Annotated in this window: 25 protein-coding genes and 1 tRNA gene; 13 read left to right on the forward strand and 13 right to left on the reverse strand. The window is 21.4% G+C overall.

Annotated elements, in window-relative coordinates:
• Nucleotide 1: 1 nt before the first annotated feature.
• Nucleotides 2-577 (reverse strand): anthranilate synthase component II, encoded by a 576-nt coding sequence (locus H0H41_RS01085; protein WP_185872405.1) that lies wholly within the window; start codon nt 575-577, stop codon nt 2-4.
• Nucleotides 578-589: 12 nt separating this feature from the next.
• Nucleotides 590-1,999 carry an anthranilate synthase component I family protein gene (locus H0H41_RS01090; protein ID WP_185872406.1) on the reverse strand — a complete coding sequence of 470 codons (1,410 nt, stop codon included), beginning with the start codon at nt 1,997-1,999 and terminating at the stop codon, nt 590-592.
• Nucleotides 2,000-2,262: 263 nt separating this feature from the next.
• On the opposite strand from H0H41_RS01090, the gene H0H41_RS01095 reads away from it, so the two are divergent.
• The 10 genes from H0H41_RS01095 to H0H41_RS01140 all read left to right on the forward strand — a co-directional run bounded on the left by H0H41_RS01095 (nt 2,263) and on the right by H0H41_RS01140 (nt 13,935).
• Nucleotides 2,263-4,167, forward strand: a complete 1,905-nt coding sequence (locus H0H41_RS01095) for a putative porin (RefSeq protein WP_185872407.1) — start codon at nt 2,263-2,265, stop codon at nt 4,165-4,167.
• 70 nt (nt 4,168-4,237) lie between these two features.
• Nucleotides 4,238-4,912, forward strand: coding sequence for a glycoside hydrolase family 73 protein (locus H0H41_RS01100; protein ID WP_185872408.1), 675 nt, complete (start codon nt 4,238-4,240; stop codon nt 4,910-4,912).
• Nucleotides 4,913-4,932: 20 nt separating this feature from the next.
• Entirely contained in the window at nt 4,933-5,331 is a 399-nt protein-coding gene (gcvH, locus tag H0H41_RS01105; protein ID WP_185872504.1) for a glycine cleavage system protein GcvH, read from the forward strand.
• 29 nt (nt 5,332-5,360) lie between these two features.
• Nucleotides 5,361-7,580: a heavy metal translocating P-type ATPase gene (locus H0H41_RS01110; RefSeq protein WP_185872409.1), complete on the forward strand. Its 2,220-nt coding sequence runs from the start codon at nt 5,361-5,363 to the stop codon at nt 7,578-7,580.
• 37 nt (nt 7,581-7,617) lie between these two features.
• Nucleotides 7,618-7,767 (forward strand): cbb3-type cytochrome oxidase assembly protein CcoS, encoded by a 150-nt coding sequence (ccoS, locus tag H0H41_RS01115; protein ID WP_185872410.1) that lies wholly within the window; start codon nt 7,618-7,620, stop codon nt 7,765-7,767.
• An 18-nt stretch (nt 7,768-7,785) separates the two neighbouring features.
• Nucleotides 7,786-9,978, forward strand: coding sequence for a cytochrome-c oxidase, cbb3-type subunit I (gene ccoN, locus H0H41_RS01120; protein ID WP_185872411.1), 2,193 nt, complete (start codon nt 7,786-7,788; stop codon nt 9,976-9,978).
• Between the two features lie 4 nt (nt 9,979-9,982).
• Nucleotides 9,983-10,177, forward strand: coding sequence for a cytochrome oxidase (locus H0H41_RS01125; protein ID WP_185872412.1), 195 nt, complete (start codon nt 9,983-9,985; stop codon nt 10,175-10,177).
• Entirely contained in the window at nt 10,167-11,051 is an 885-nt protein-coding gene (locus H0H41_RS01130; protein WP_185872413.1) for a cbb3-type cytochrome c oxidase N-terminal domain-containing protein, read from the forward strand. Before H0H41_RS01125 ends, H0H41_RS01130 begins: the two co-directional genes overlap by 11 nt.
• Nucleotides 11,052-11,105: 54 nt before the next feature.
• Nucleotides 11,106-11,564, forward strand: a complete 459-nt coding sequence (locus tag H0H41_RS01135; protein ID WP_185872414.1) for a cytochrome C oxidase Cbb3 — start codon at nt 11,106-11,108, stop codon at nt 11,562-11,564.
• A gap of 88 nt (nt 11,565-11,652) precedes the next feature.
• Nucleotides 11,653-13,935: an NADP-dependent malic enzyme gene (locus H0H41_RS01140; protein WP_185872415.1), complete on the forward strand. Its 2,283-nt coding sequence runs from the start codon at nt 11,653-11,655 to the stop codon at nt 13,933-13,935.
• Here H0H41_RS01140 and murI read toward each other — a convergent pair.
• From murI to H0H41_RS01180, 8 genes are all read right to left on the reverse strand, one after another.
• Nucleotides 13,922-14,731: a glutamate racemase gene (gene murI, locus H0H41_RS01145; RefSeq protein WP_185872416.1), complete on the reverse strand. Its 810-nt coding sequence runs from the start codon at nt 14,729-14,731 to the stop codon at nt 13,922-13,924. The genes H0H41_RS01140 and murI overlap by 14 nt on opposite strands.
• A gap of 10 nt (nt 14,732-14,741) precedes the next feature.
• Nucleotides 14,742-14,990, reverse strand: a complete 249-nt coding sequence (locus H0H41_RS01150; RefSeq protein ID WP_185872417.1) for a hypothetical protein — start codon at nt 14,988-14,990, stop codon at nt 14,742-14,744.
• Nucleotides 14,991-15,189: 199 nt separating this feature from the next.
• On the reverse strand, nt 15,190-15,429 hold the full coding sequence (rpsT, locus tag H0H41_RS01155) for a 30S ribosomal protein S20 (protein WP_185872418.1): 240 nt from the start codon (nt 15,427-15,429) through the stop codon (nt 15,190-15,192).
• A 21-nt stretch (nt 15,430-15,450) separates the two neighbouring features.
• Nucleotides 15,451-15,522 (reverse strand) — tRNA-Glu (locus tag H0H41_RS01160).
• A gap of 161 nt (nt 15,523-15,683) precedes the next feature.
• Entirely contained in the window at nt 15,684-16,937 is a 1,254-nt protein-coding gene (locus H0H41_RS01165) for a 3-phosphoshikimate 1-carboxyvinyltransferase (protein ID WP_185872419.1), read from the reverse strand.
• A gap of 3 nt (nt 16,938-16,940) precedes the next feature.
• Nucleotides 16,941-17,270: a nucleotide pyrophosphohydrolase gene (locus H0H41_RS01170; RefSeq protein ID WP_185872420.1), complete on the reverse strand. Its 330-nt coding sequence runs from the start codon at nt 17,268-17,270 to the stop codon at nt 16,941-16,943.
• 11 nt (nt 17,271-17,281) lie between these two features.
• Nucleotides 17,282-18,247: a transketolase family protein gene (locus H0H41_RS01175; RefSeq protein WP_185872421.1), complete on the reverse strand. Its 966-nt coding sequence runs from the start codon at nt 18,245-18,247 to the stop codon at nt 17,282-17,284.
• Between the two features lie 23 nt (nt 18,248-18,270).
• Nucleotides 18,271-19,137, reverse strand: a complete 867-nt coding sequence (locus tag H0H41_RS01180) for a transketolase (protein ID WP_185872422.1) — start codon at nt 19,135-19,137, stop codon at nt 18,271-18,273.
• 98 nt (nt 19,138-19,235) lie between these two features.
• Here H0H41_RS01180 and smpB point away from each other — a divergent pair, with 98 nt between their 5' ends.
• Nucleotides 19,236-19,682: an SsrA-binding protein SmpB gene (smpB, locus tag H0H41_RS01185; RefSeq protein ID WP_185872423.1), complete on the forward strand. Its 447-nt coding sequence runs from the start codon at nt 19,236-19,238 to the stop codon at nt 19,680-19,682.
• A gap of 68 nt (nt 19,683-19,750) precedes the next feature.
• Nucleotides 19,751-21,016, forward strand: a complete 1,266-nt coding sequence (locus H0H41_RS01190) for an OmpA family protein (RefSeq protein ID WP_185872424.1) — start codon at nt 19,751-19,753, stop codon at nt 21,014-21,016.
• Nucleotides 21,017-21,047: 31 nt separating this feature from the next.
• Here the strand turns inward: H0H41_RS01190 and tatC are convergent, their stop codons facing one another.
• Nucleotides 21,048-21,848 carry a twin-arginine translocase subunit TatC gene (gene tatC / locus H0H41_RS01195; RefSeq protein WP_185872425.1) on the reverse strand — a complete coding sequence of 267 codons (801 nt, stop codon included), beginning with the start codon at nt 21,846-21,848 and terminating at the stop codon, nt 21,048-21,050.
• Nucleotides 21,849-21,944: 96 nt separating this feature from the next.
• On the opposite strand from tatC, the gene ychF reads away from it, so the two are divergent.
• Nucleotides 21,945-22,961: a redox-regulated ATPase YchF gene (gene ychF / locus H0H41_RS01200; RefSeq protein ID WP_185872426.1), complete on the forward strand. Its 1,017-nt coding sequence runs from the start codon at nt 21,945-21,947 to the stop codon at nt 22,959-22,961.
• Here the strand turns inward: ychF and H0H41_RS01205 are convergent.
• Nucleotides 22,945-24,042, reverse strand: a complete 1,098-nt coding sequence (locus tag H0H41_RS01205; protein WP_185872427.1) for a zinc-binding metallopeptidase family protein — start codon at nt 24,040-24,042, stop codon at nt 22,945-22,947. The two genes, ychF and H0H41_RS01205, sit on opposite strands and share 17 nt — an antisense overlap.
• Nucleotides 24,042-24,869 (reverse strand): diaminopimelate epimerase, encoded by an 828-nt coding sequence (gene dapF, locus H0H41_RS01210; RefSeq protein WP_185872428.1) that lies wholly within the window; start codon nt 24,867-24,869, stop codon nt 24,042-24,044. The genes H0H41_RS01205 and dapF overlap by 1 nt, the downstream gene beginning before the upstream one ends.
• Nucleotides 24,870-25,002: the final 133 nt, after the last annotated feature.

The raw sequence follows: 25,002 nt of genomic DNA on the forward strand, positions 1-25,002 counted from the left end.
ATTACTTCATTTTCAACCAATTATTTATAATTTTTTCTCCATATGGAGTTAAAATAGATTCTGGATGAAATTGTACTCCTCGTACATCGTAAAATTTATGACGTAAAGCCATGATTTCTCCTTTATCTCCAATTGCTGTAATTTGAAGTTCTTTAGGAAAATTATGTGGAGATATAATCCAAGAATGATAACGACCAACTTTAATTTCTTTAGGTAATTTTTTAAATAAAACTTCTTTTGAATCTATAATTTTTATTGAACTAGCTATTCCGTGATAAACTTCTTTAGTATTAAGAAGAGTTGCTCCAAAAACTTCTCCTATTGCTTGTTGTCCTAAACAAACTCCAAAAATACTTTTTGTAGAAGCAAAAGTTTTTACTAAAGGTTTTAAAATATGTGCTTCATCAGGAATTCCAGGTCCTGGAGAAAGAATAATTTTATTGTATTTTTCTATATCAGAAAGCTTAATTTCATTATTTCTATATACTTGTACAGAATTTTTTGTTAATTTTTTTACAGCATGAACAAGATTATAAGTAAAAGAATCATAATTATCTAAAATAAGTATTTTATTCATAATACTTCATATTCATATATTTTTAGCTAATTTGATAGATTTAAATAAAGCCATAAGTTTATTATTAACTTCTTCCAATTCTTTTTCTTCTTTAGATTCGGAAACAATACCTGCACCAGCCTGAAAAAAAAGAGTATTATTTTTACTTATAAAAGAACGAATAACTATAGCTGTATTAATATAATCATTATTTAATCCAAAAAAACCAATAGCTCCTCCATATATTCCTCTATGTTGGTTTTCTATTTTATCTATTAATTCCATTGCTTTATATTTAGGTGCTCCTGATAAAGTTCCTGCTGGGAAAGTATCTCCAAATATTTTTATAATTGATATATTATCTTCTAATTTTCCAGATACTTTAGATATCATATGTATAACATGAGAAAAAATTTGAATTTCCTTAAATTTTTCTACTTTTACATTATAAGAATTTTTGCTTAAATCATTTCTTGCTAAATCTACTAACATAACGTGTTCTGCATTTTCTTTTGGATTTTTAGAAAGAATTTCAGATAATTTTTTATCCTTTTCTTTATTTCCAGATCTACGTATAGTTCCTGCTATTGGATTTATATAAGCTATTTTATTATTAATAATTAACTGTGATTCTGGAGAAGATCCAAATAATTTATAATTTCCATAATCAAAATAAAAAAGATATGGAGATGGATTTATAAATCGTAAAGAACGATATACATTAAATTCATCTCCTTTAAATTTTTGTTGAAATTGTCTAGATAATACTATTTGAAAAACATCTCCCCGTAAACAAGCTTTAATTCCTTGTGATACCATTTTTTGATATCCTATATCCGTAATATTTGAAGAACAATTTCCTATAGGTTTAAATGAAAAAGAAGAAAAATTTTTCTTTTTTATTAATTCTATTAATTTATCAATATAAGTTTTTTTATTAATATTAATAAATTGATGTTCAATTAAATGAATATCATTATAAAAATGACGAAATATAATAATATTTTTATAAAAACTAAATCTTATTTGTGGGATATTATATATTTTTTTAATTGGAGCATGAAATTGAATATTTTCAAAATATTGAATGCTATCATAAGATATATAACCATATAATCCAGAATAATAAATAGAAGCATTTTCACTTTTAAATTTTTGAAAAAAATCCTCAATTAAAATTTGAATATCCAATCTATCATTAATGAATATATGTTTATGAACATAATTTGGATATGATATTTGTAATACATTTTTATCTAGAATAAGTTCTGAAATTGGATTCATACAAAGAATAGAAAAATTATTTTTATAAACTTTAGAATCAAAAGATTCTAATAATAATGTATTTGGAAATATATCTCTTAATTTTAAATATAATTCTATTGGTGTAGTACTATCAGCTAAAATTTTTTTCTGAATAGTTATAAAATTAAATTTAAACATGGTTTATGGTATTTTTATATGATAAAAAAGGCCGTCATAAAGACAAGCCTTGTAAATATTTTTGGGATACAATTTATCCTCAATTAAATTAATTTTAATTTAAGAATACCATTTACTTTACAGAAATGACATTTTACCTTACACAAAGATATATAAATTTTTTTTATATATATTAAATGATATAATATAGTTATAATTATATAATATAATTAGTAGTAGTATAGTAGTATAGTTTAATTTTATTGGATTATTATATGGATTATATGAAAATATTTCTTTTTTATTTTTTTATATTTTCTTTTTCTATTTCTATTTATTCTATGGAGTATATAATAGATAAAATAGATCAAGATAAAAAAGAAATATTAAGTATTAATTTTAAAAAAAATTTTAATACTAAAAAAAATAATATAGATATTTATTATCCTAATTATCAAGATTACAAATTTTGGACAGAAAAAAATCAATTTAAAAAAAATTTATTAGAAATAGAATCTTTTTCAATTAAGAAATATTATTATCATGATTTTTTTAAAAATGACAATTTTGGATTATTTTATAATATTGGAAATGGTCAGAATTTTTTAATTCCTAATAGTAATTTTGAAAAAAAAAATATATATAATTTTCAAAAAATTCTTTTTTTTAAAGATCCTTTTTTTTATCGTGAAAAAATTCAATATTTTGATGTTAAAACTCCTATTTCAGAAATTTTTTATAAAAGTAATCTTTTTCAAGAAAAAATATTAGGTGGTTTTTTTTCTCAAAATCCAAATGAAAAAATTAATTATTCTATAGAATATAAAAACCTTCATTTAAAAAATGAATTTTTTTTAGAAAAAAATCAAGAATTATTATTAATGACTTTTAATTATCAAGATAGAAAAAATAAAAATATATATGATTTTAATTATAAATTATGGGGTCATTATATAAAACAAAAATTTTTTTTTAAAGAAAAAGAAGAAATTATAAAATGGAATAATATAAAAAATTATAAAAATGTTTTTTTTGATCAAAAAAAATTGATAAATGATAGATTTTATATAAGTTTTTTTAAAAATATTTTTTCTAAAAAAAATCAATCATTCTTTGTTAAAACTTATATGGAATATGAAAAATACCATAAAAGTCATTTATTTTCTGAACAAGACAATAAAATTAATCATTTTTTTATAAAAAATGGTTTATTTTTAATATTTCAAAAAAATGATTTCAATATAGAATTAGGATCTATTTTTGATAAAATACATTATCAATTATTTTTTAATAAATATTATAATAAAAATAGATTAATTCCTAAAAATAAATATATAAATAATTTTTCTTTAGAAACTAAAATAAATTACCCAATTAATAATATAATAAAATTATATTCATTTGGTAAATATATGATAATATCTAATAATTTTAAAAAACCATATTTACATATGAATATAAAATTTCATATTTTTTTATTTTCAAAATTTTATTTTTTAACCCAATTTCATTTTTTTCAAAATAAAGGATATACTCCTGATTTTATTCATCTTTATATACTAAAAGAAAATGAAGATTGTTATAATAATAAACGAAAAAATATGTTGGTTTTTGATCAAGAAAAGATAATAAATTTTTCTTTATTTAATCATAAAAATTACGATATTTCTTTTTCTATATCTAAATTAGATCATTCATTTATAGATGATAAAAAAGAAATGGAAAAATTTTTATACCGTAAATATTTACAATTATATAGTTTTGTAATAAAAACAACACATAATATATGGAGGTATAAAGTTAATAATCTTTTTTTATATCAAAAATATGATTCTAATCCATTAATTTTTTCTTTACCCAATTTTTTATCACGAAATACAATTTTTTATGAAAATTCTTTTTTTAAAAAAAATTTATTAATGAAAACTGGTTTTTCTATTCATTATTTTAGTAGTTTTTATTATCAAAAAATTTATTATCCTTTTGATATTCATGTTTTTTCTTCAGAAAAAGAATGTTATCCAAATAAAACTGGAAAAAATTTCTTTATAGATTATTTTTGTAATTTTAAATTACATAAAACTATATTTTATTTTAGTATTAAAAATATAGGATTTCATTATAAAAATTTTTTTAAAAAAAAAGAGTTATTTATTGAAACTGGTTTATTATGGACACTTTTTACTTAATTGATATTAATTGATAAAATTTTTTAGAAAAATAGGAAAAAATGTAATTTTATTTATTAAGATAATTATAATGAAAAAAATCTTTTATTTTTTATTATTTTTTTTGATATTTTCATTTTTATCTTTCTCAAAAGAAAAAAAAGAACAAAATATAGAAATAGAAAATGTCATTCAATATATTAAAAAATATGCAGTTTTTGCTATTGAAGAAATGGAAAAATTTGGAATACCAGCTAGTATAAAATTAGGACAAGGAATTTTAGAATCTTCTAGTGGAAATAGTATTTTATCTAAAGAAACAAATAATCATTTTGGAATTAAATGTGGAAAAAATTGGATAGGAGATATTTATTACCATGATGATGATCATCCAAAAGAATGTTTTCGTAAATATAATTCTATTAAAGATTCTTACCAAGATCATTCAAAAATTTTACAAAAACCACGTTATTCTAAATTATTTTTATTAAAAAATAATGACTATCAATCTTGGGCTATAGAGCTTAAGAAAGCTGGATATGCTACATCATTAAATTATGATGATTTGTTAATTGATCAGATTGAAAAATATATTTTATGGAAATTTGATGAAAAAAATTCTTATGGAATAGAAAAAAAAATAAATTTATATCTTACATCTATTAAAAATGGAAGAAATAATTTCTTTTTTAAAAGAAAAATGTATCTTTTTTATAAAATTTTTCTTTTTTTGAAAAAAAAATGGACATTATATAAAAATAAATAATATTATTTATGAATATGAATATGAATACCAATAATTTTAGGTATAGTAAAAATCATGAGTGGATAGGAGTAGAAATTCAAAAAAATAAAAAAGCTTATGTAGGAATTACTCATTTTGCCCAAAATGAGTTAGGAGATATTGTTTATTTAGACGTAGAAGATTCTATAATAGGAAAACAAATACAACAAGGAAATTCATTTGGAACAATAGAAGCAGTAAAAACTGTTTCTGATTTATTTATGCCTGTTTCAGGTTCTATTCTTAGAATTAATAAAAAATTATTATCTCAACCAGAACTTATTAATAAAAATTCTTATAATGAAGGATGGATTATACAAATAGAAATTTTAGATATAAAAGAATATAATCAATTAATGTCTTTAGAAGAATATAAAAAATATATAAAAGAATCTAATTAATTTTAATAAATAGAAAAATAGAATTTTTTATGAAAAAAAATAATTCTTTTTATTTTCTTGATAATAATAAAATTGCAGAAAAAATAATTGATTTTAATCATAATAACATTACAACTGTTCGTTTTTTAATACCTTCTATTCATTGTAGTTCTTGTATTTTTATTTTAGAAAGTTTATCCAAATTTCATAAAAATATTTTAGAATCTACTGTAGATTTTTCTAGTAAACAAATTTGGATAACATTTAATAATATTGAATTTAAATTAAGTAGTTTAGCTAAACTACTTGATAATATGGGGTATCGTCCTTCTATTAATTTTGAATTAATAGAAAAAAAAAAAATTAACACATTTGATAGGAAATTAATAGAAAAATTAGCTATTTCATTTTTTTGTTTTGGAAATATTATGCTTTTAGCAATTCCAGAATATGTTGGGGCTTATAAAGATGTATGGTTTTTTGAAAATAGAAATTTTTTTCGTTATTTAATGTTAATTTTATCTTTACCAATTGTAATATCTTCTTTTAAAGATCATATAAAATATGCTATTTTTGGATTAAAAAAACATGTTTTAAATATGGATGTTCCTATTTCTATTGGAATATTAGTGATTTTTTTATGGAGTTGTTATGAAATTTTTTTTGATTTAGGATCTGGATATTTTGATAGTATTTCTAGTTTTTCTTTATTTCTACTTATAAGTAGAATATTTCAAATTCATACTCATAATAAAATTATTTCTTTTAATAAAAATTATAAATCTTTTTATCCAATTTTAATAACCAAAATAAATAAAAATAAAAAAGAAGAAAAAATTTTGCTTTCTTCTTTAAGAAAAGGAGATTTAATTTTTATTAAAAATGAAGAAATTATTCCTGCTGATTCTATTTTAATGAAAGGAAGTGCTGTATTAGATAATAGTTTTATTACAGGAGAATCTTATTTAATAAATAAAAAAATAGGAGATAAAATATATGCTGGATCTAAACAAAAAGGAGAAAGAATTATTGTAAAAGTGATTAAAAATGTAGATCATAGTTATTTGAGCTTATTATGGAATAAAAGTAAATCTAATCATAGTAAAAAATTATTTTATTTAAATTCAATTTCTACTAAATTTAGTAAATATTTTACTCCTATTATTTTGACTATTTCTATAGTAACAGGAATATATTGGTATTTCAATAATGATATATCAAAAGTATTTCAAACTACTTTTTCAATTTTAATTATTACTTGTCCTTGTGCTTTAGTACTTTCTTCTCCATTAATATTTGGAAATATAATACGATTTTTTTCTAAAAAAAGTTTTTATATAAAAGATATTTTTACAATGGAAAAAATATCTACGATAAAAACTATAATTTTTGATAAAACAGGAACTATAACTGATACTAATAAAGAAAAAATATATTTTGTAGGAAATATTAAATATGAGGAAAAAAAAATTATAGCATCTTTATTAAAAAATTCTAGTCATCCTTTAAGTCAAAGAATATTGTCAGAATTATCTATAAAAGATTTTTATTCTATAAAAAATTTTAAAGAGATAATGGGAGAAGGATTAGAAGGTATAATAAAAAACATACCAGTTAAAATTGGATCAAAAAAATATTTAGGTATTAAAGAAAATAATAGAAACCAAACAACAGTTTCTGTTTCTATAAATAATAAATTTATAGGTTATTTTTTATTTAGAAATTTTTATAGAAAAGGTTTAAAAAATATTTTTAAAAATTTAAAAAAATATAAAATAATTATTCTTTCTGGAGATCAAAATGAATTAGAAAAAAAATATTTACAATCTATTTTACCTAAATCTGGAAAAGTTATTTTTAATCAAAGTCCAGAAGATAAATTAAATTATGTTAAAAAATTACAAATAAAAGGAGATAATGTAATGATGTTTGGAGATGGAATTAATGATTGTGCTGCTTTAAGTCAAAGTGAAGTAGGTGTTGCGATATCTGAAAATACAACGGGTTTCTTCCCAAGTTGTGATGCTTTTTTACAATCTGATTGTTTAAATCAAATTTTTTTATTTTTAAAAATATCTAAAATTGCTAAAAAATTAGTGATTTTTAATTTTATGATTAGTTTTTTTTATAATATTATAGGAATTTATTTTGCGATAACTGGAAATTTAAAACCTTTAATAGCCGCTGTTTTAATGCCTTTAAGTTCTTTTTCTGTTATTTTTTTTTCTATTATATCTACTTGGATAGTTTCACGAAAATTTATATTTTAACTTTAAAAAAAGTTATAAAATTTTTATTTATTTTATTATGGATATATTAATTATTATGATATTATCAAGTATTATTCTTGGTGGTATTTTTTTAATATTTTTTTTAATTTGTCTTTATTCTGGACAATTTGATGATTATGAATCTCCTAGAATTAGAATTTTGATTGATGATACTGAAAAAAAATGATTCTTTAATTTAATAAAAATGAAATTAAATACATCATATTATTATAACAATCGTATTGTAAAAGCTTTTTTATATGCTACAATATTTTGGGCTTTTATTGGATTTTTAGCTGGATTATTTATAGCATTGTTATTATTTTGTCCAGAAATTCCTGATTTTATTTTTGGGAATAAATTAAAAGATTCTCAAGGAATTATGGGATTTGGACGATGGAGAATGTTACATACAAATACTACTATTTTTGCTTTTGTTGGAAATATAATTTTTACTGGTTATTATTATTCTTTACAACGTTTATTAAAAACTAGAATTTTTAGTGATATTCTTAGTTGGATTCATTTTTGGGGATGGCAAATATTTATTTTATCTACTTGGATTACTTTTTTATTAGGAATCAATACCAGTAAAGAATATTCTGAACATGAATGGCCCATAGATATAGGAATATTTTTTATTTGGATTATTTATGGTATTAATATGATAGGTACTATTTTAAAAAGAAGAATAAATCATTTATATGTTAGTATTTGGTTTTTATTAGGAACATGGGTTGCTGTTGCTATGTTGCATTTATTTAATAATCTTGAATTACCTATATCTCTTTTGTCTTTTAAAAGTTATTCTATATATGCTGGAGTTCAAGATGCTTTAATGCAATGGTGGTATGGACATAATGCTGTTGCATTTATTTTAACTACACCTATATTAGGGTTAATGTATTATTTTGTTCCTAAAGCTTCTAATCAACCTATTTTTTCTTATAAACTTTCTATTATCCATTTTTGGTCATTAATATTTGTATATATTTGGGCTGGTCCACATCATTTAATGTATACATCTCTTCCTAATTGGGCTCAAGTTTTAGGAACTATTTTTTCTATTATGTTAATTGCTCCTTCTTGGGGAGGAATGTTAAATGGATTACTTACATTAAGAGGGGATTGGAATCAAGTAAAGAAAAATCCTATATTAAAATTTTTTGTAGTAGGAATTACTTGTTATGGAATGGCTACTTTTGAAGGACCAATGCTTGCTACTAAAACTTTAAATTCGATTGGACACTTTACAGATTGGATTATAGCTCATGTTCATTTAGGGACTTTAGGATGGAATGGATTTATGGCTTTTGGAATTATATATTGGTTAACACAAAAAATATGGAATACTAAGTTATATTCTATATCATTAGCTAATATTCATTTTTGGTTAGGTTTTTTAGGAATTATATTATATATTTTTCCTATGTATTTTGGATCTATATTACAATCTATGATGTGGAAAAAATTTAATCCAGATGGAACTTTAACTTATAAAAATTTTTTAGATTCAGTATTATCTATTATTCCATTTTATAAAATAAGATTTATAGGTGGAATGATTTATTTTTTAGGTTTTATTTTAATGATTTTTAATATTATTAAAACAATTAAAAAAGGATATTCAATTAATAATGAAGAATTTAAATGTAATCCATTTTATGAAATAAAAAAAAATCAAAATGATAATTTTCATAGTTGGTTAGAAAAAAAACCAATACAATTAACAATTTTTTCTTTTATAGCAGTAGCTATTGGAGGTTTTATAGAAATAATACCTACTTTAATCATTAAATCTAATGTTCCTACTATTCATAATGTTAAACCTTATAAAGCTCTTGAATTAGAAGGTCGAGATTTATTTGTTAGAGAAGGATGTAATTCTTGTCATAGCGCACAAGTTCGTCCATTCAGAGATGAGGTTGTTCGTTATGGAGAATATTCTAAAGCAGGAGAATTTGTATATGATCATCCATTTCTTTGGGGTTCTAAACGAACTGGCCCTGACTTAGCTAGAGAAGGAGGAAAAAATCCTAATTCTTGGCATTATAATCATATGTATAATCCAAGATCGACTTCTCCTGGTTCAATTATGCCAAGATATCCTTGGTTAATTTATAATAAATTAGATAGATCTAATACAGAAAAAAAAATAAAAGCAATGATAAAATTAGGCGTTCCATATACTTCAGAATATATAAAAAATTGGAATAAAGATATGGATCGTCAAGCAAATAAAATTGTATATGATATTTATAAAGAATGTCCAAGTTTAGAAAAAAAAATTAATCAACAAAAAAAAATAGAAAAAGAAAAATTTATTCCTTTAGAAAAAAGAGAAATAATAGCTATTATTGCTTATTTACAACGTCTTGGTACAGATATTAAATCGTAATTTAATGATAAGTTTTTTTAAAAAATATTTTATAGAAGAAAAAAATATAGGAATTTTTCAATCTATTATGTTAATTTTATTTTTATTAATTTTTTTTTTGATTTTATTTTTTGTTTTTTTTAAACCAAAAGAATATTATAAAAAAATAAGTTTAATTCCTTTAGAAGAAGAAAAAAAAAGAAAAAGTTATGAGATCTAAAATTCCTTCTTTTATTATGATTCCTTCTTTTTTATTTATTATAATATTTATATTTTATGTTTTTTTTATAAGTTTTAATTATAAATCTTATTTTTTTCATCCTATAACTATTTCTTTTTTTATTATAGTAACAATATTATTATATATTTTAGAATCTATTAATAATTTAATTTTTATAGAAAAAATAAAATTTTTTTCAAAAGAAGAAAAAATAAAAATTTTAAAAGAAAATGAAGGAAATTATTTTTACAGATTTTATAAATTTATATTTCATGATCATAAAGATATCAATAATGGAGTAAAAAAAATAGATCATGGATTTGATGGTATTATAGAATTAGATAATAAATTACCATTGTGGTGGATCCATCTTTTTTATTTAACAATTATTTTTTCCGCGATTTATTTTTTTTCTTATTTATTAATCGATTTTTCTAATCCTTATAAGGAATATGATATAACTTATAAAAATCAATTGAAAGAAATAGAGATTTTTGAAAAAAAAACACCTCAAGTAACTATAGAAAATGCTTTTTTTAAAAAAAATTTAATTAATAATGGAAAAATTCTTTTTAATGAAAATTGTGCTACTTGTCATAAGTTAGATGGAAGTGGAAATATAGGTCCTAATTTAACAGATAATTATTGGATTAATATAAATGAAAAAGATTTATTTAAAAATATTTTTTCTATCATTTGGAATGGAAGTGATAATAATCCTACTATGCGTGCTTTTGGAAAATCAGGAGAAATTAAAGGAAATGATATTGAAAAAATATCTAGTTATGTTTATTTTATTAATAAAATATATAAAAAACCTTCAATATATAAAGCTCCTCAAGGAAAAAAAATAATAGAATGGAGTAAAATATGATATTCTATTATATATATATATTCATTTATATTTTTTTTATAAAAAATTTTAATTATGAAAATAAAATTCAATTTTGATACTGGAATTGTGTTATCTTTAGTTATTTTTATAATTTTTATTATTTATATTGCGTTTTTTTTTCCTTATGCAAAAAGTCAACTTGTATCGGATAGATATTATGAAGAAGAAATAAAATATCAAGATATTATAAATGAAAAAAAAAATGTATTAAAACTTCCAAAAAATAAAAAAATAAAAATTTCTATTTTATCTTCTGGAATTATAATTCAATTTCCATCTATTAATGAAAATTTTTATGGATTTTTTACTTTATTTAGATCATCTTCTAAAGATTTAGATATTACAAAATATTTTAAAATATTAGAAAATTCAGAAAAAACATTATTTATTCCTAAAAAATTTTTAAAAAGAGGATATTATAAACTTATAATAAGGTGGAAAACAGATAAAATAAAAAAATATTTTATAGAAAAGGAAATTTATTGGAAATAATAATATTCTTTTTTTAAGAAAACTGTTTCTTTTTCAGAATTATTATTATTAATTATTAATTAATATTTTAACATATATATATGAAAAAATGAGAAAAAAAATAAGTAATTTTCGTGAAGAATCTTTAAATTATCATAGTCAATTTCCTTCTGGAAAAATACAAATTACTCCTACCAAAAAATATAGTAGTCAAAGAGATTTATCTCTTGCTTATTCACCAGGTGTCGCAGAACCTTGTAAAGAAATAGCTCGTTCTTCTCAAGAAGTATATAAATATACATCTAAAGGAAATCTCGTAGCAGTTATTACAAATGGATCAGCAGTATTAGGTCTTGGAGATATTGGAGCATTAGCTTCTAAACCTGTAATGGAAGGAAAAGCTCTATTATTTAAAATTTTTTCTGGAATTGATGTTTTTGATATAGAAATAGATGAGTCTGATCCTGAAAAATTTATAGAAACAGTCAAAGCTATTGCTCCTACTTTTGGAGGAATTAATTTAGAAGACATAAAAGCTCCAGAAGCTTTTGAAATAGAAAGAAGACTTAAAAAAGAATTAAATATTCCTGTAATGCATGATGATCAACATGGAACAGCTATTATATCAGGAGCTGCATTATTAAATGCTATTACTTTTGTTGGAAAAAAAATTAATAAAATTAAAATGGTTGTTAATGGAGCGGGTTCTGCTGCTATTTCATGTACAAGAACTTATAAACAATTAGGTGTAAATCCTAAAAATATTTTTATGTTTGATAGTAAGGGATTATTACATTCTTCAAGAATTGATTTAAATAATGAAAAAAAAGAGTTCGCTATCAATACTTATTATCCAATACAAAAATTGGATGAAGCTATTAAAAATGCAGATGTTTTTATTGGTTTATCTATAGGAGGAATATTAACTCCTAATATGTTAAAAAGTATGGCAAAAAATCCTATTGTTTTTGCAATGGCTAATCCTGATCCAGAAATAGATTATAATTTAGCAATTAAAGTACGTCCAGATATTATTATGGCTACTGGAAGAAGTGATTATCCAAATCAAGTTAATAATGTTTTAGGATTTCCTTATATATTTAGAGGAGCATTAGATGTTAATGCGAGTGTAATTAATGATGAAATGAAATTAGCAGCTATATATGCTATAGCTTCTTTAGCAAAAGAACCTGTTCCAGAACAAGTAAATATTGTTTATAATAAAAAAAATATTTCTTTTGGAAAAGAATATATTATTCCAAAACCTTTTGATAATCGTTTAATTACTCGTGTTGCTCCTGCTGTAGCTAAAGCAGCAATGAATTCGGGAGTAGCAAGAAATCCAATTTTAAATTGGGAAATTTATCAAGAAAAATTACTTGATAGAATGGGATATGAAAGTAAAATGCTTAGAATGATTCAAAATAGAGCTCGTACAAATCCTAAAAAAGTTGTTTTTTGTAACGGAGAGGAATATGATGTATTAAAATCTGTTCAAATACTTCATGAAGAAGGAATAGTTTCATTTCCTGTTCTTTTAGGAAATGAAGATCGTATTAAATATTTAATAAATGAAAATAAAATAGATATAGAATTACACATTATAGATCCAGAAAAAGAAAAAAATAGAAAAAAAGTAGAAAATTTTGCCAAAATTCTTTGGAAAAGAAGAAACCGAAAAGGTTTGACTTTATACGATTCAACAATTCGTATGCGAACTAATGATCATTTTGGAGCTATGATGGTAGATCAAGGAGAAGCAGATGCAGTTATTACTGGTTATTCAAGAAGTTTTTCATTAAGTTTACGTCCAATGTTAGAAGTAATTGGTAGAGCTAACTTAGTACAAAAAACAGCAGGAATGATGATTTTATTAACAAAACGTGGACCTTTATTTTTAGCAGATACAGCTGTTATTCAAGATCCTACCAGTGAAGAATTAGCTAGAATAGCTTTAATGTCTTCTCATGTAGTTAAAGGATTTGATATTGAACCACATATAGCAATGTTATCTTTTCAAAATTTTTCATCTAATTCAAAAACATCTTCTAAAGTTTCTCGTACAGTAGATTTTTTACATAAAAAATATCCAGATCTAATAGTAGATGGAGAATTACAACCTGATTTTGCTTTAAATGAATTTTTATTGGCTAGTAAATTTCCTTTTTCTAAACTTGTTAAAAAAAGAGCAAATATTTTTATTTTTCCTAATTTAGAATCAGGAAATTTAACTTATAAATTTATTAGAGGATTGGGTAATGTTCAAACTATTGGGCCTATAATGTTAGGAATGCGAAAACCAGCTCATGTTATGCAAATGCAATCTAGTATAGAAGAAATAGTGAATTTAACGACTTTATCTGTTATTGACGCACAAATTAGAAAAAATTAAAAATATGTGTTTTAATAAAAACTTTTTCTCCAAAAATAATTTTAACTTTTTTTTCAAAAAAAGTAGGAATAAAATTAGATGTATAAAAAATAGGATATTTTTTATTTTTTTTGTTTGTAACACATAATAACTTTTTTTTATATAATTTTTTTTTTATTTCTTTTACTACTATTTTTTGTATATCAATTAAATGAACTTTTCCATGATAAAAATTATCTATTTCTTTTTTAAGAAATAGATAATGAGTACAAGCTAATAAAAGAGTGTCTATTGATTGAAAATGATTGAAATAATTTTTAATAATATTTTTTTTTATTTTCAATCCTTTTTCAATCATTGGAGCTAACGAAGATGTAGATGATTGAATTATATTTAAATGATGATAATATTTTTTAATTTTTTTTATATAAAAATTGGAACGTATGGTAGCAGGTGTAGCGATTATTCCTATTTTTTTAGAGGAAAAAAAAATTTTATTTTTTATTATAGGATCAATAACGTTAAATATTAATATTTTTTTATAAAATTTTTTTTCAATAACATCTAATGCATTAGATGTTATTGAATTACATGCAATAACTATTGCTTTACATTTTTTTTTATAAAGAAAAGAAATGATTTTTATAGAATTTTCTATAATAAATTTTTGAGATTTTTCTCCATAAGGCATATTAATTGTATCTCCAAAATAAATAAAATTTTCATTAGGCATTTGCATTTTTATTTCTTTAGCTATAAGAAGTCCTCCAATTCCAGAATCTAATATTCCTATTGGAGATAATGAATTTATTTTCATATATTTAAATTCAATGATCAATATTGAAAATAATATTGAAAGGTAAACGACTTATAATAGTCAATATAGATAAAAAAAATAAAAATAAAACTGTATTAGTAATTTTTTCTTTTTTATAAAATTCTTTATAAAAAAAAATGAAGATAGAACATCCAATAATCATCATTATTGGATGTTCTATAAATTTTAAACGCATTTTTTTTTGTTTTAAAATTTTTATAATACCAATTTCATTTTTATAAAAAAAATAATAATTCATAATTATTAAAAATAAACCAATAAAAAATTGAAAAAATAAAAAAATTACTGTTCCATTCAATATAATTTTAATTAAATTTTTATTTATTTTTTTATAAAATATATTACATAGAATACATATTATTTCCATAATGAAAAAAAAAATAATTAAAAAAGCTATATAATAATGAAATATTAAAAAATTTTTCACATATAAAAAATTATTTTATAATTAATTTTTTATTTAATTGTATTTTTAATCTAGATGCTTTATTTGCATGTATAATATTTTTTTTAGATAATTTATCTATCATAGAAATTACAATAGGATATTGTTCTTTTTTTCCACTTTTTAACAATTTTTTTATAGCTGTTTTTGTACTTTTATGTACGTATTTATTACGTAAACGTCTATTATTATTTTTTCTAATTCTTTTTAAAGAAGATAAATGATTTGCCATAACTAAATTACTAAATTATAGTAGCCCATAGGGGAATCGAACCCCTCTTTCCAGGATGAAAACCTGATGTCCTAACCAATAGACGAATGGGCCTTTAATAAAAAATTAAGAATACAAATTAAATTTTTTTTGTATTTAATACAAGTTGATTAACTTATTGAAGTGATTTTTAATTTTTTATTATTATTTTATTTATTTTTCATTAAAATATTAAAATAAAATAAACTTTTTTATATTTTATGAAAAAAAATTTTTTATTCTTCATAAGAATTAATAAAAAATCCTAAAGATTTTAAATCTTTCCAAAAATCAGGATATGATTTTTCTACAACATTTGGTTTTTCTATTTTTAGAAAAGAAGTACATAAACCAAGTGGAGAAAAAGACATTGCCATTCTATGATCTTGATAAGTTTTTATTTTTATAAATGAACTAATTTTTTTTCTACAAAAATTTATTATTTCTAAATAATTATCTGTAATTTTTATTATAATACCAAATTTTATTAATTCTTCTTTTAATGCTAATAATCTATCTGTTTCTTTAATTTTTAATGTTTCTAATCCTTTTAAATTACATTTTATTCCAAGTGCAGCACAAGTAACAACAATAGTCTGTGCAAGATCTGGAGTTTTATTTAAATTTAAATGAATAAATTTTGGTAAAAAAAAATTACATTTTTTCTTTAACGTAATTGTATTTTTATCAAAAAAAGTAGAAATACCAAAATTTTTATCATATATAGAAGCAATTTCTCTATCTCCTTGTAAACTTTGATTATTATATGAGGATAAAGTAACATGACTATTATTTGCAATAGCCGCCATAGAATAGTAATAAGAAGCAGAACTCCAATCTGATTCTATATAAAAATATTTTTTTCCTTTATTTTTTTTTGGATAAATATGAATCATTTTTTTTTCCCAAAAAATTTGTACTCCTGCTAAAGATAGTAAATTAAAAGTCATTTTTATATATGGAATAGATGTAATATTTCCTTTTAAAAAAATTTTTAGACCCATTTTAAATTGACTAGCTATTAACATTAAAGAACTAATATATTGACTACTAATTTTTGCATCTATATCTATTTCACCTCCTAAAATTTTTTTTCCTAAAATTTTTATTGGTGGATATCCACTTTTTTCCAAATAAAAAATTTTAGATCCTAATTTTTTAAGAGCTTCTACAAGTACATAAATAGGTCTTTCTTTCATTCTATCTGATCCCGTTAATACAACTTCTTTTCCTTCTTGTATAGAAAAATAAGAAGTTAAAAAACGCATAGCAGTTCCAGCATGATGAATATCTAATATATTAGAAGTACTGTTTAAACTTTTTTTTAATACTTTTGTATCTTCACAATTTGAAATATTTTCAATATAAATATCATCTTTATAAATTGCTTTTAAAATTAAAAGACGATTAGATATACTTTTAGATCCTGTAATAGATATAGATCCTGATAAACAATTTTTTTCTTTATAAATATTAATATAAGAAGACATATTTTATTTTAATTTTTCATTTTCATGGTGTCTTGTATGATCCCTTATTTCTTTTTTTTTTAATTTTTTATGAAACGATTCTTCTAAATTGATTCCAGTTTGATTAGCTAAACAAATTATTATAAATAAAACATCTGATAATTCTTCTCCAAGATTTTCTTCTTTTTTACAATTTTTTTTTTTTGATTGTTCTCCATAATTTCTAGCAATAATTCTAGAAACTTCACCTACTTCTTCTGACAAAAGAATAGTATTAGTTAATATATCAAAATAACGCACTCCATGATTTAAAATCCAATTATGAACTAATTTCTGTATATTTTTAATTTTCAATTTTTATAATATTAATTTTTCTTTTTTTTTAATAAAAATTTTACATGATTAATAATAGCATTACGGTCAATATTATATTTTTTCAAAAGTTCCATAGGTTTACCACTTTCTCCAAAAACATCATTAACAGCTACTAAACTTTGAGGAAAATAACATTTTTTAGTAGTTAATATTCTTGCAATACTTTCTCCTAATCCTCCCCAATAATTATGTTCTTCTGCAGTTACAATACATTTTGTTTTATTTACAGATTTTAAAATAGATTCTTCATCCAATGGTTTTATTGTATGAATATTAATAATTTCACATTCTATTCCTTCTTTTACATATAAAATTTTAGATGCTTCTAAAGCTTCCCATACTAAATGACCAGTACAAACAATAGTAATATCTTTTCCTTCTGTTAAAAAAACAGCTTTTCCAATTTTAAATATTTGATTATAATCTGTAAAATTAGCTACGGCAGGACGACCAAAACGTAAATATACTGGTCCAAAATAATGAGCTATAGCTATGGTAGCAGCATAAGTTTGATTATAATCACATGTATTAATAACAGTCATTCCAGGTAACATTTTCATCATTCCAATATCTTCTAAACTTTGATGTGTTGCACCATCTTCTCCTAAAGTTAGTCCAGAATGAGAAGCACATATTTTTACATTTTTATAAGAATAAGCAATAGATTGACGAATTTGATCATAAACACGAGATGTCGAAAAATTAGCGAATGTTCCTGTAAATGGTATGTATTTACCAATAGTAAGTCCAGCTGCTATTCCAATCATATTAGCTTCTGCTATTCCTATTTGAAAAAATCTTTCTGGAAATTCTTTAGAAAATTGATTCATAAATAAAGAACTAGTTAAATCGGAACATAATGCTACAACTTTATTATTTTTTCTTCCTAAATGAGTTAAAGCTTTACCAAAACCAGCTCTAGTTTCTTTTAAACCTTGATTTTTATATTGTTTCATATTATTTTATTGTATTCTACATATTATTGAGTATTTATTGGATAATCTTTTAAAGAAGTTTCTTTAATTTGATATAAAGCTTTTTTTAATTCTTCTTGATTAGGATATTTTCCATGCCATGCATTATTTCCTATCATAAAATCCACTCCATATCCCATTTGTGTGTATAGAATAATTAAAATTGGTTTTCCTTTTCCAGTTTCATTTTTGGCTTTTTTTAAAATAGAAATAACTTTTTCAATATTATTTCCTTCTAATTCTTCTAAAACTTTCCAATCAAAGGATTCAAATTTTTTTTTTAAATTACCAAGTGGTAATACTTCATCTGTAGTTCCATCTATTTGTTGTCCATTATAATCAACTGTTGCTATATAATTATCAATATTTTTTGATCCTGCATATAATACAGATTCCCAAATTTGTCCTTCATTCAATTCTCCATCTCCATGTAAACTATAAACAATACGATGAAATTCTTTATTTAATTTTTTTGATAAAGCTGCACCAATAGCAACAGACATTCCTTGTCCTAAGGAACCAGATGAAATACGTATTCCAGGTAATTTTCTATGCACAGAAGGATGTCCTTGTAAACGTGAATTTAATTTTCTAAAAGTAGATAATTCTTGAATTGGAAAAAACCCTAAACGTGCTAATATACTATAATAAACAGGAGAAATGTGTCCATTAGATAGAAAAAAAAGATCTTCATTTTTTCCATCCATGGTAAATTTTTTTGGATCAAAATGCATAATATTTTTATAAAGAGCTACAAAATATTCCACACATCCTAAAGATCCACCTGGATGTCCAGATTGTGCATCATTTATCATTCGTAAAATATCTCTTCTTACTTGAGAACATAAATTTTTTAAATAAGGTACATTCATTTTTATTTCTATTTTTTTTTGAAAATAAAATTTTTTTGATATATTATTTTTTATTCATACTTACTACTTACAAAAATAACAATTAATTAAATTATGTTATGAGTATTTTAAATAGAAAGGCAAAATTTCAATATCATTTTTTAGATCATTATGTAGCTGGAATACAATTATTTGGTACAGAAGTAAAATCAATTAGACAAAATAAAGTAAGTATTGTAGAAAGTTTTTGTCAAATGAGATATGGAGAATTGTATTCTATTAATATGTACATAGCTGAATATAAATTCGGAACTCACAAAAATCATACAAGTAGAAGAGAAAGAAAATTATTATTGAAAAAAAAAGAACTAAAAAAAATTAATAAAAAATTGAAAAATACAGGGTTAACTATTATTCCTATTGAATTATTTATAAATGATAAAGGATATGTAAAAATGAAATTAGTTTTAGCAAAGGGTAAAAAAATATATGATAAACGTGAATACTTACGAAAAAGAGATTATTTAAGAGAAATAGAGAAAAATAAAAAAATCTTTAAAAATTAAATAAAATATTTAATTTATTTTTAAAATCAAATATCTATATTTGTTTAGATCAAAGAAATTATAGTTTTATGAAAAACGTCAATTTTTTTATTATTGTTTTATTTACTTTATTTTCTTCTATTTTTTTTCAAGTTTTTTCTAAAGATTCGAAAGAAAAAGAAAAAGAAAAATGGTTTCTTAAAATAGGAACACATGATATTAATTATTTTCCTATTACATCTCCTTTTCGAAATTTTTTTATGAAAAGAAATAATAGTTTTAATCCTATTATTTCTAATCTAGAATTAGAGTATAATATCAAAAAACACATTGGTTTATATTTAAATGCATCATCAGGTATGATAGATAATACTAGATGGAGAATAGAAAATGGTTTTTTTTTCAAATTAAGTAATGGAGTAAATTTATATATTTTTCCTCATTATAAATTGGATCCATATTTACGATTAGGAGCAGGATATCATAAATTTAATGGATATATAGAAAGAGAATTAAGAATTTCAGAAACAAAATATTTTAAAACAAATAAGAATAATTTTTTTATTATAGACGGAGGATTAGGATTAAATTTTTGGATTGTATCTAATTTTGGAATTAATGCACAAAGTACTTATAATAAAGTATTTGCGTATCAATCAGGAGATTATTTAAATTTTTGGAAACACAATTTAGGAGTTATTTTCCGTTTTGGAAATTTAAAATTTAATAAATATAAATATAATAAAAATCAGAATGATCATAAAGAACATGAAAATAAAAAAATAGTAGAAATAAATAAAGATCATTCTTATTTTCCTATTGAAGGAAAAGAAAAAAAAGAAGAAGAAAAAATTTTTTGTAATAATAAAAATCAAAAAGATTCTGACAATGATGGAGTTTTAGATAAAGAAGATTTATGTTCTAATAAATTTGGATTAAAAAAATTCAAAGGATGTCCTGATACAGATTCAGATAATATTCCAGATAATGAAGATAAATGCCCTAAAGAATTTGGTAAAAAAGAAAATAAAGGATGTCCTGATATCGTTTTTAGTCCTATTTTATTTGATTTTAAAAAATTTAAATTATCTCATCGTTATTTAATTATTGTTCATGAAATAGCTAAAATAATGATTAATAAAATTCCTCATTCTAAATTTTATATAGATGGATATACAGATTCTCATGGAAAATTTTCTTATAATAAAATTTTATCTTTAAAAAGAGCAAATTCAGTATTTAAAGTTTTAGTCTCCAAAGGAGTAGATGCATCTCGAATAAATGTTCGAGTATTAGTAGGAGCAAAATATAAAAATAAAGGACGACGTGTTGAAATAACAATACGAAAATCATAAATAATAAAATAAAAAAACCTCTTGTAAAAAATTAAGAGGTTTTTTTATTTATATAAAATGATATATATATACTAATTTGATAAAGAATTAATAGAGGAATTAGAACAATTATTGTACTAAAAATATCTCCAGGTGTAATAGCAGAAGCTATAATTAACATTATTAACAATGCATGTTTTCTATATTTTATTAAAAATGTATGAGAAATTAATTCCATTTTAGTAAGAATAAATATAAAAAATGGAAATAAAAAAACAATTCCCATAGATAAAACAGAATGTATCATCAAAGAAATATAATCCGATAAATCAAATATATTTTTGGGAACTTGACTGATTCTAAAAGAATATCCAAAGTGTATTAAAAATGGACATAATATAAAATAACCAAAAAGAATTCCTAATACAAATAAAAATATTACTATTATAAGAATTTTTTGAGAATATTTTTTTTCTTTTTCCGATAAAGCTGGTTTTATAAATATCCAAAATTCATAAAAAACATAAGGAGATGATAAAATAATTCCTCCTATAAAACAAGTCCATATATAAATATTAAATTGTCCAAATATTTTTCGATTTTGTATTTCTAAATTTTTAGATAAAAAAGATATAGTATTTAAATGAAAACCTAAAAATGTATTTGTAAATTTATAAAAAATACGATAAGTAATAAAGTCTGTTTTAGATGGAGCAAAAATAATATAATCAAATATAATATTTTTATTATTCATTAAAATAATCATCATTATGATGATTGCACAAAAACAATGAATAACATGTTTTCTGAGTTCTTCAATATGTTTCCAAAACGGCATTTTATTTCCTTTCATTCATTAAAAAATTGATAATTCAATTTATTACAATACAATATTGATAAAAATTGTAATTTTTATAATTAAAAACTAATTTAAAATTAAATAAAATCAATGAAATGTGGAATTATTGGTCTTCCAAATACAGGAAAATCAACATTTTTTAATTTTATTTCTAACTCAAAAGCTTTATCCGAAAACTTTCCTTTTTGTACTATAGAACCTAATTATGGAATGACAAAAGTTCCAGATAAAAGGTTATATGAACTTAAAAAAATCATTAATCCAATAAAAATTATTCCATCTGAAATAAAAATAGTAGATATAGCTGGTTTAATAAAAGGATCTCATAAAGGAGATGGATTGGGAAATAAATTTTTATCTCATATTCGTGAGACAAATGTTATCATCCATATGATACGTTTTTTTCAAGATATGAATGTTCTACATGTAGAAGGATCTATAAATCCTATTAGAGATAAAGAAATTATTGATATGGAATTACAATTAAAAGATTTAGAAACAATAGAAAATAAATTAGAAAATATAAAAAGAAAAAATAAAATTCATAAATCTATCAATATTTTAAAAAAAGTTTTTTCTTTTTTAAAAGAAGGAAAAAATATTAGAATGTATCCATTTCAAGGAGATGAAAAAAAATATATAACTGATTTACAATTATTAACTATTAAACCTGTTCTTTATATATGTAATATTGATGAAAAATTAAATAATAAAACTCATTTTTATATAAAAAATCTTCAAAAAATAATAGAATTAGAAAATTCTACTTTAGTTGTTTTATCATTGAAAAAAAATTATATATATTATGAAATTGAAAAAATTTTAAAAGAAGCTTATAAGCTATTAAACTTACAAAGTTTTTTTACAGTAGGAAATAAAGAAATTCGATCTTGGTCTATTCCTAATAAATGTACAGCTTATGAAGCTTCTTCAGTTATTCATACAGATTTTCAAAAAGGATTTATAAAAGCAGAAGTAATTCATTATAATGATTTTATAAAATATAAATCAAATAAAAAAGTAAAAGAAGCTGGAAAAATTTTTTTAGTAGGAAAAAATTACTTAATTCAAGATGGAGATATAATTCATTTTAGATTTCATCAATAAAAAACTTTTTAGAATTATTAATTTCTTGTAAAGTTTCAAAAATTAATGATATAGTTTTTTCTACATCTTTTTTATGAACCATTTCTACTGTAGTATGCATATATTTTAAAGGAATAGATATCAAAGCAGATAATACCCCTTTATTGGAATAAGCAAAAGCATCTGTATCTGTTCCTGTATTTCTAGATGAAACTAAACGTTGGAAAGGAATTTTATTCCTATTAGCAGTATTAATAATATATTCTCTAATATTTTTATGTATTGATGGAGCATATCCAATTACAGGTCCTAATCCACATTTAATATCTCCTTGTATTTTTTTATCAATCATAGGACTTGATGTATCATGTGTTACATCAGTAACAATAGCCATATTTGGCCGTATTGTTTGAGCTATCATTTTAGCTCCTCTTAATCCTATTTCTTCTTGAACAGAATTTACTATATATAATCCAAATTTTAAATGAACATTATTCTCCATTATCATCTTGGCAATTTCTGCTATTATAAAACCTCCTATTTTATTATCTAATGCTCTAGACACAAAATAATTATTATTCATAATAAAAAATTCATCAGGATAAGTAATAATACAACCTACATGAACGCCTAAATTTATTGCCTCAGTTCTACTAGATACACCAATATCTATAAAGATATTATCTATATTAGGTGATTTTTCTTCTGAATCTTTTCTTGTATGAATAGCAGGCCATCCAAATATTCCATGAATCAATCCTTTTTCGGTATGAATAATAATTTTTTTAGAGGGGGCTATTTGATGATCAGATCCTCCATTACGAGAAACATATATAATTCCATCTTCTGTTATATAATTAACATACCAAGATATTTCATCAACATGTGCTTCAATAATTAATTTATATTTATAATTAGGATTAATAATTCCTACAGCTGTACCATATAAATCTATATGAATTTTTTCTACATAAGAATTAATATAATTTATCCATATTTTTTGACCTTCACTTTCACATCCAGTTGGAGAAGATCCATTTAAATATTTTTTAAGAAATTTTAAAGAATCACTATTAATTGAATAATTATTTTTTTTTTCCATTATTTTATTTCAATAAAACCTTCAAATATAAATTGAACTGGTCCAGTTAAATTTATATTTTTATATTCATTTTTTGTTTCTTGTAATGAAACCCATAAATTTCCTCCTAAAGTTTTCACAATAATTTTTTTCATATAGGAAATTTTATTCATTTTATATGCTGAAATAACAGAAGCAGTTATTCCAGTACCACAAGATAAAGTTTCATTTTCTACTCCTCTTTCATAAGTTCTTATTTGTAAGATATTATTTTCAAGTATCTCTACAAAATTAACATTAACGCCTTTTTTTAAATAAGGATTTTGAAATCTAATTTTTCTTCCTTCTTTATATACATCTATTTTATTTACGTTTTTTACAAAAATTATATGATGAGGAGATCCAGTATTTAAAAAAATATGTTTTGGATGAATTTCAATTTCATTTTTTTTAACATTAAGTAAACTCAAAGAAACAAAATTATTATTATTATTCTTATTATTTTTTATTATAGATCCATAATGATATCCATCTATAGCTCTAAAATAAGTTTTATTTTCTTCTTGATTATTATTTGGAATAATTCCTAATTTTTTAGCAAAAAAAATAGCACATCTTCCTCCATTTCCACACATTGTACTTTCTTTTCCATCAGAATTATGATACTGCATATAAAAATCACTGGTTGAATCATTTTGAATAAAAATAATTCCATCTGCACCAATACCAAAATGTCTATCACATAATTTTTTAAAAAAAGAATGTTCCTTTATTATTTTTTTTTTTCTAGAATCTATAAGTATAAAATCATTCCCTGTTCCATGATATTTAAAAAAATTCAATTTCATATTCCATTTATACATTTAACTGCATTCATGCATTTATAATACATTTATAAAAACGAAGTTAACATTATTTTTAATAAAAAAATAAGTAATGAATTTTATTAATTTCTTTTTATATATTTGTGTAAATAAAATA

This window comes from Blattabacterium cuenoti (assembly GCF_014252255.1).
Lineage (GTDB): Bacteria > Bacteroidota > Bacteroidia > Flavobacteriales > Blattabacteriaceae > Blattabacterium > Blattabacterium cuenoti_J.

What these genes read in the sequence shown, in the direction of transcription:
- murI (WP_185872416.1), bottom strand. Translation starts at nt 14,731, where the DNA reads ATGAAAATAAATTCATTATCTCCAATAGGAATATTAGATTCTGGAATT.
- gcvH (WP_185872504.1), top strand. Translation starts at nt 4,933, where the DNA reads ATGAATACCAATAATTTTAGGTATAGTAAAAATCATGAGTGGATAGGA.
- H0H41_RS01150 (WP_185872417.1), bottom strand. Translation starts at nt 14,990, where the DNA reads ATGAATTATTATTTTTTTTATAAAAATGAAATTGGTATTATAAAAATT.
- rpsT (WP_185872418.1), bottom strand. Translation starts at nt 15,429, where the DNA reads ATGGCAAATCATTTATCTTCTTTAAAAAGAATTAGAAAAAATAATAAT.
- H0H41_RS01180 (WP_185872422.1), bottom strand. Translation starts at nt 19,137, where the DNA reads ATGAATGTACCTTATTTAAAAAATTTATGTTCTCAAGTAAGAAGAGAT.
- dapF (WP_185872428.1), bottom strand. Translation starts at nt 24,869, where the DNA reads ATGAAATTGAATTTTTTTAAATATCATGGAACAGGGAATGATTTTATA.
- H0H41_RS01090 (WP_185872406.1), bottom strand. Translation starts at nt 1,999, where the DNA reads ATGTTTAAATTTAATTTTATAACTATTCAGAAAAAAATTTTAGCTGAT.
- H0H41_RS01100 (WP_185872408.1), top strand. Translation starts at nt 4,238, where the DNA reads ATGAAAAAAATCTTTTATTTTTTATTATTTTTTTTGATATTTTCATTT.
- H0H41_RS01095 (WP_185872407.1), top strand. Translation starts at nt 2,263, where the DNA reads ATGAAAATATTTCTTTTTTATTTTTTTATATTTTCTTTTTCTATTTCT.
- ccoN (WP_185872411.1), top strand. Translation starts at nt 7,786, where the DNA reads ATGAAATTAAATACATCATATTATTATAACAATCGTATTGTAAAAGCT.
- H0H41_RS01165 (WP_185872419.1), bottom strand. Translation starts at nt 16,937, where the DNA reads ATGTCTTCTTATATTAATATTTATAAAGAAAAAAATTGTTTATCAGGA.
- tatC (WP_185872425.1), bottom strand. Translation starts at nt 21,848, where the DNA reads ATGAAAGGAAATAAAATGCCGTTTTGGAAACATATTGAAGAACTCAGA.
- smpB (WP_185872423.1), top strand. Translation starts at nt 19,236, where the DNA reads ATGAGTATTTTAAATAGAAAGGCAAAATTTCAATATCATTTTTTAGAT.
- H0H41_RS01125 (WP_185872412.1), top strand. Translation starts at nt 9,983, where the DNA reads ATGATAAGTTTTTTTAAAAAATATTTTATAGAAGAAAAAAATATAGGA.
- H0H41_RS01190 (WP_185872424.1), top strand. Translation starts at nt 19,751, where the DNA reads ATGAAAAACGTCAATTTTTTTATTATTGTTTTATTTACTTTATTTTCT.
- H0H41_RS01085 (WP_185872405.1), bottom strand. Translation starts at nt 577, where the DNA reads ATGAATAAAATACTTATTTTAGATAATTATGATTCTTTTACTTATAAT.
- H0H41_RS01110 (WP_185872409.1), top strand. Translation starts at nt 5,361, where the DNA reads ATGAAAAAAAATAATTCTTTTTATTTTCTTGATAATAATAAAATTGCA.
- H0H41_RS01205 (WP_185872427.1), bottom strand. Translation starts at nt 24,042, where the DNA reads ATGGAAAAAAAAAATAATTATTCAATTAATAGTGATTCTTTAAAATTT.
- ccoS (WP_185872410.1), top strand. Translation starts at nt 7,618, where the DNA reads ATGGATATATTAATTATTATGATATTATCAAGTATTATTCTTGGTGGT.
- H0H41_RS01140 (WP_185872415.1), top strand. Translation starts at nt 11,653, where the DNA reads ATGAGAAAAAAAATAAGTAATTTTCGTGAAGAATCTTTAAATTATCAT.
- H0H41_RS01135 (WP_185872414.1), top strand. Translation starts at nt 11,106, where the DNA reads ATGAAAATAAAATTCAATTTTGATACTGGAATTGTGTTATCTTTAGTT.
- ychF (WP_185872426.1), top strand. Translation starts at nt 21,945, where the DNA reads ATGAAATGTGGAATTATTGGTCTTCCAAATACAGGAAAATCAACATTT.
- H0H41_RS01130 (WP_185872413.1), top strand. Translation starts at nt 10,167, where the DNA reads ATGAGATCTAAAATTCCTTCTTTTATTATGATTCCTTCTTTTTTATTT.
- H0H41_RS01175 (WP_185872421.1), bottom strand. Translation starts at nt 18,247, where the DNA reads ATGAAACAATATAAAAATCAAGGTTTAAAAGAAACTAGAGCTGGTTTT.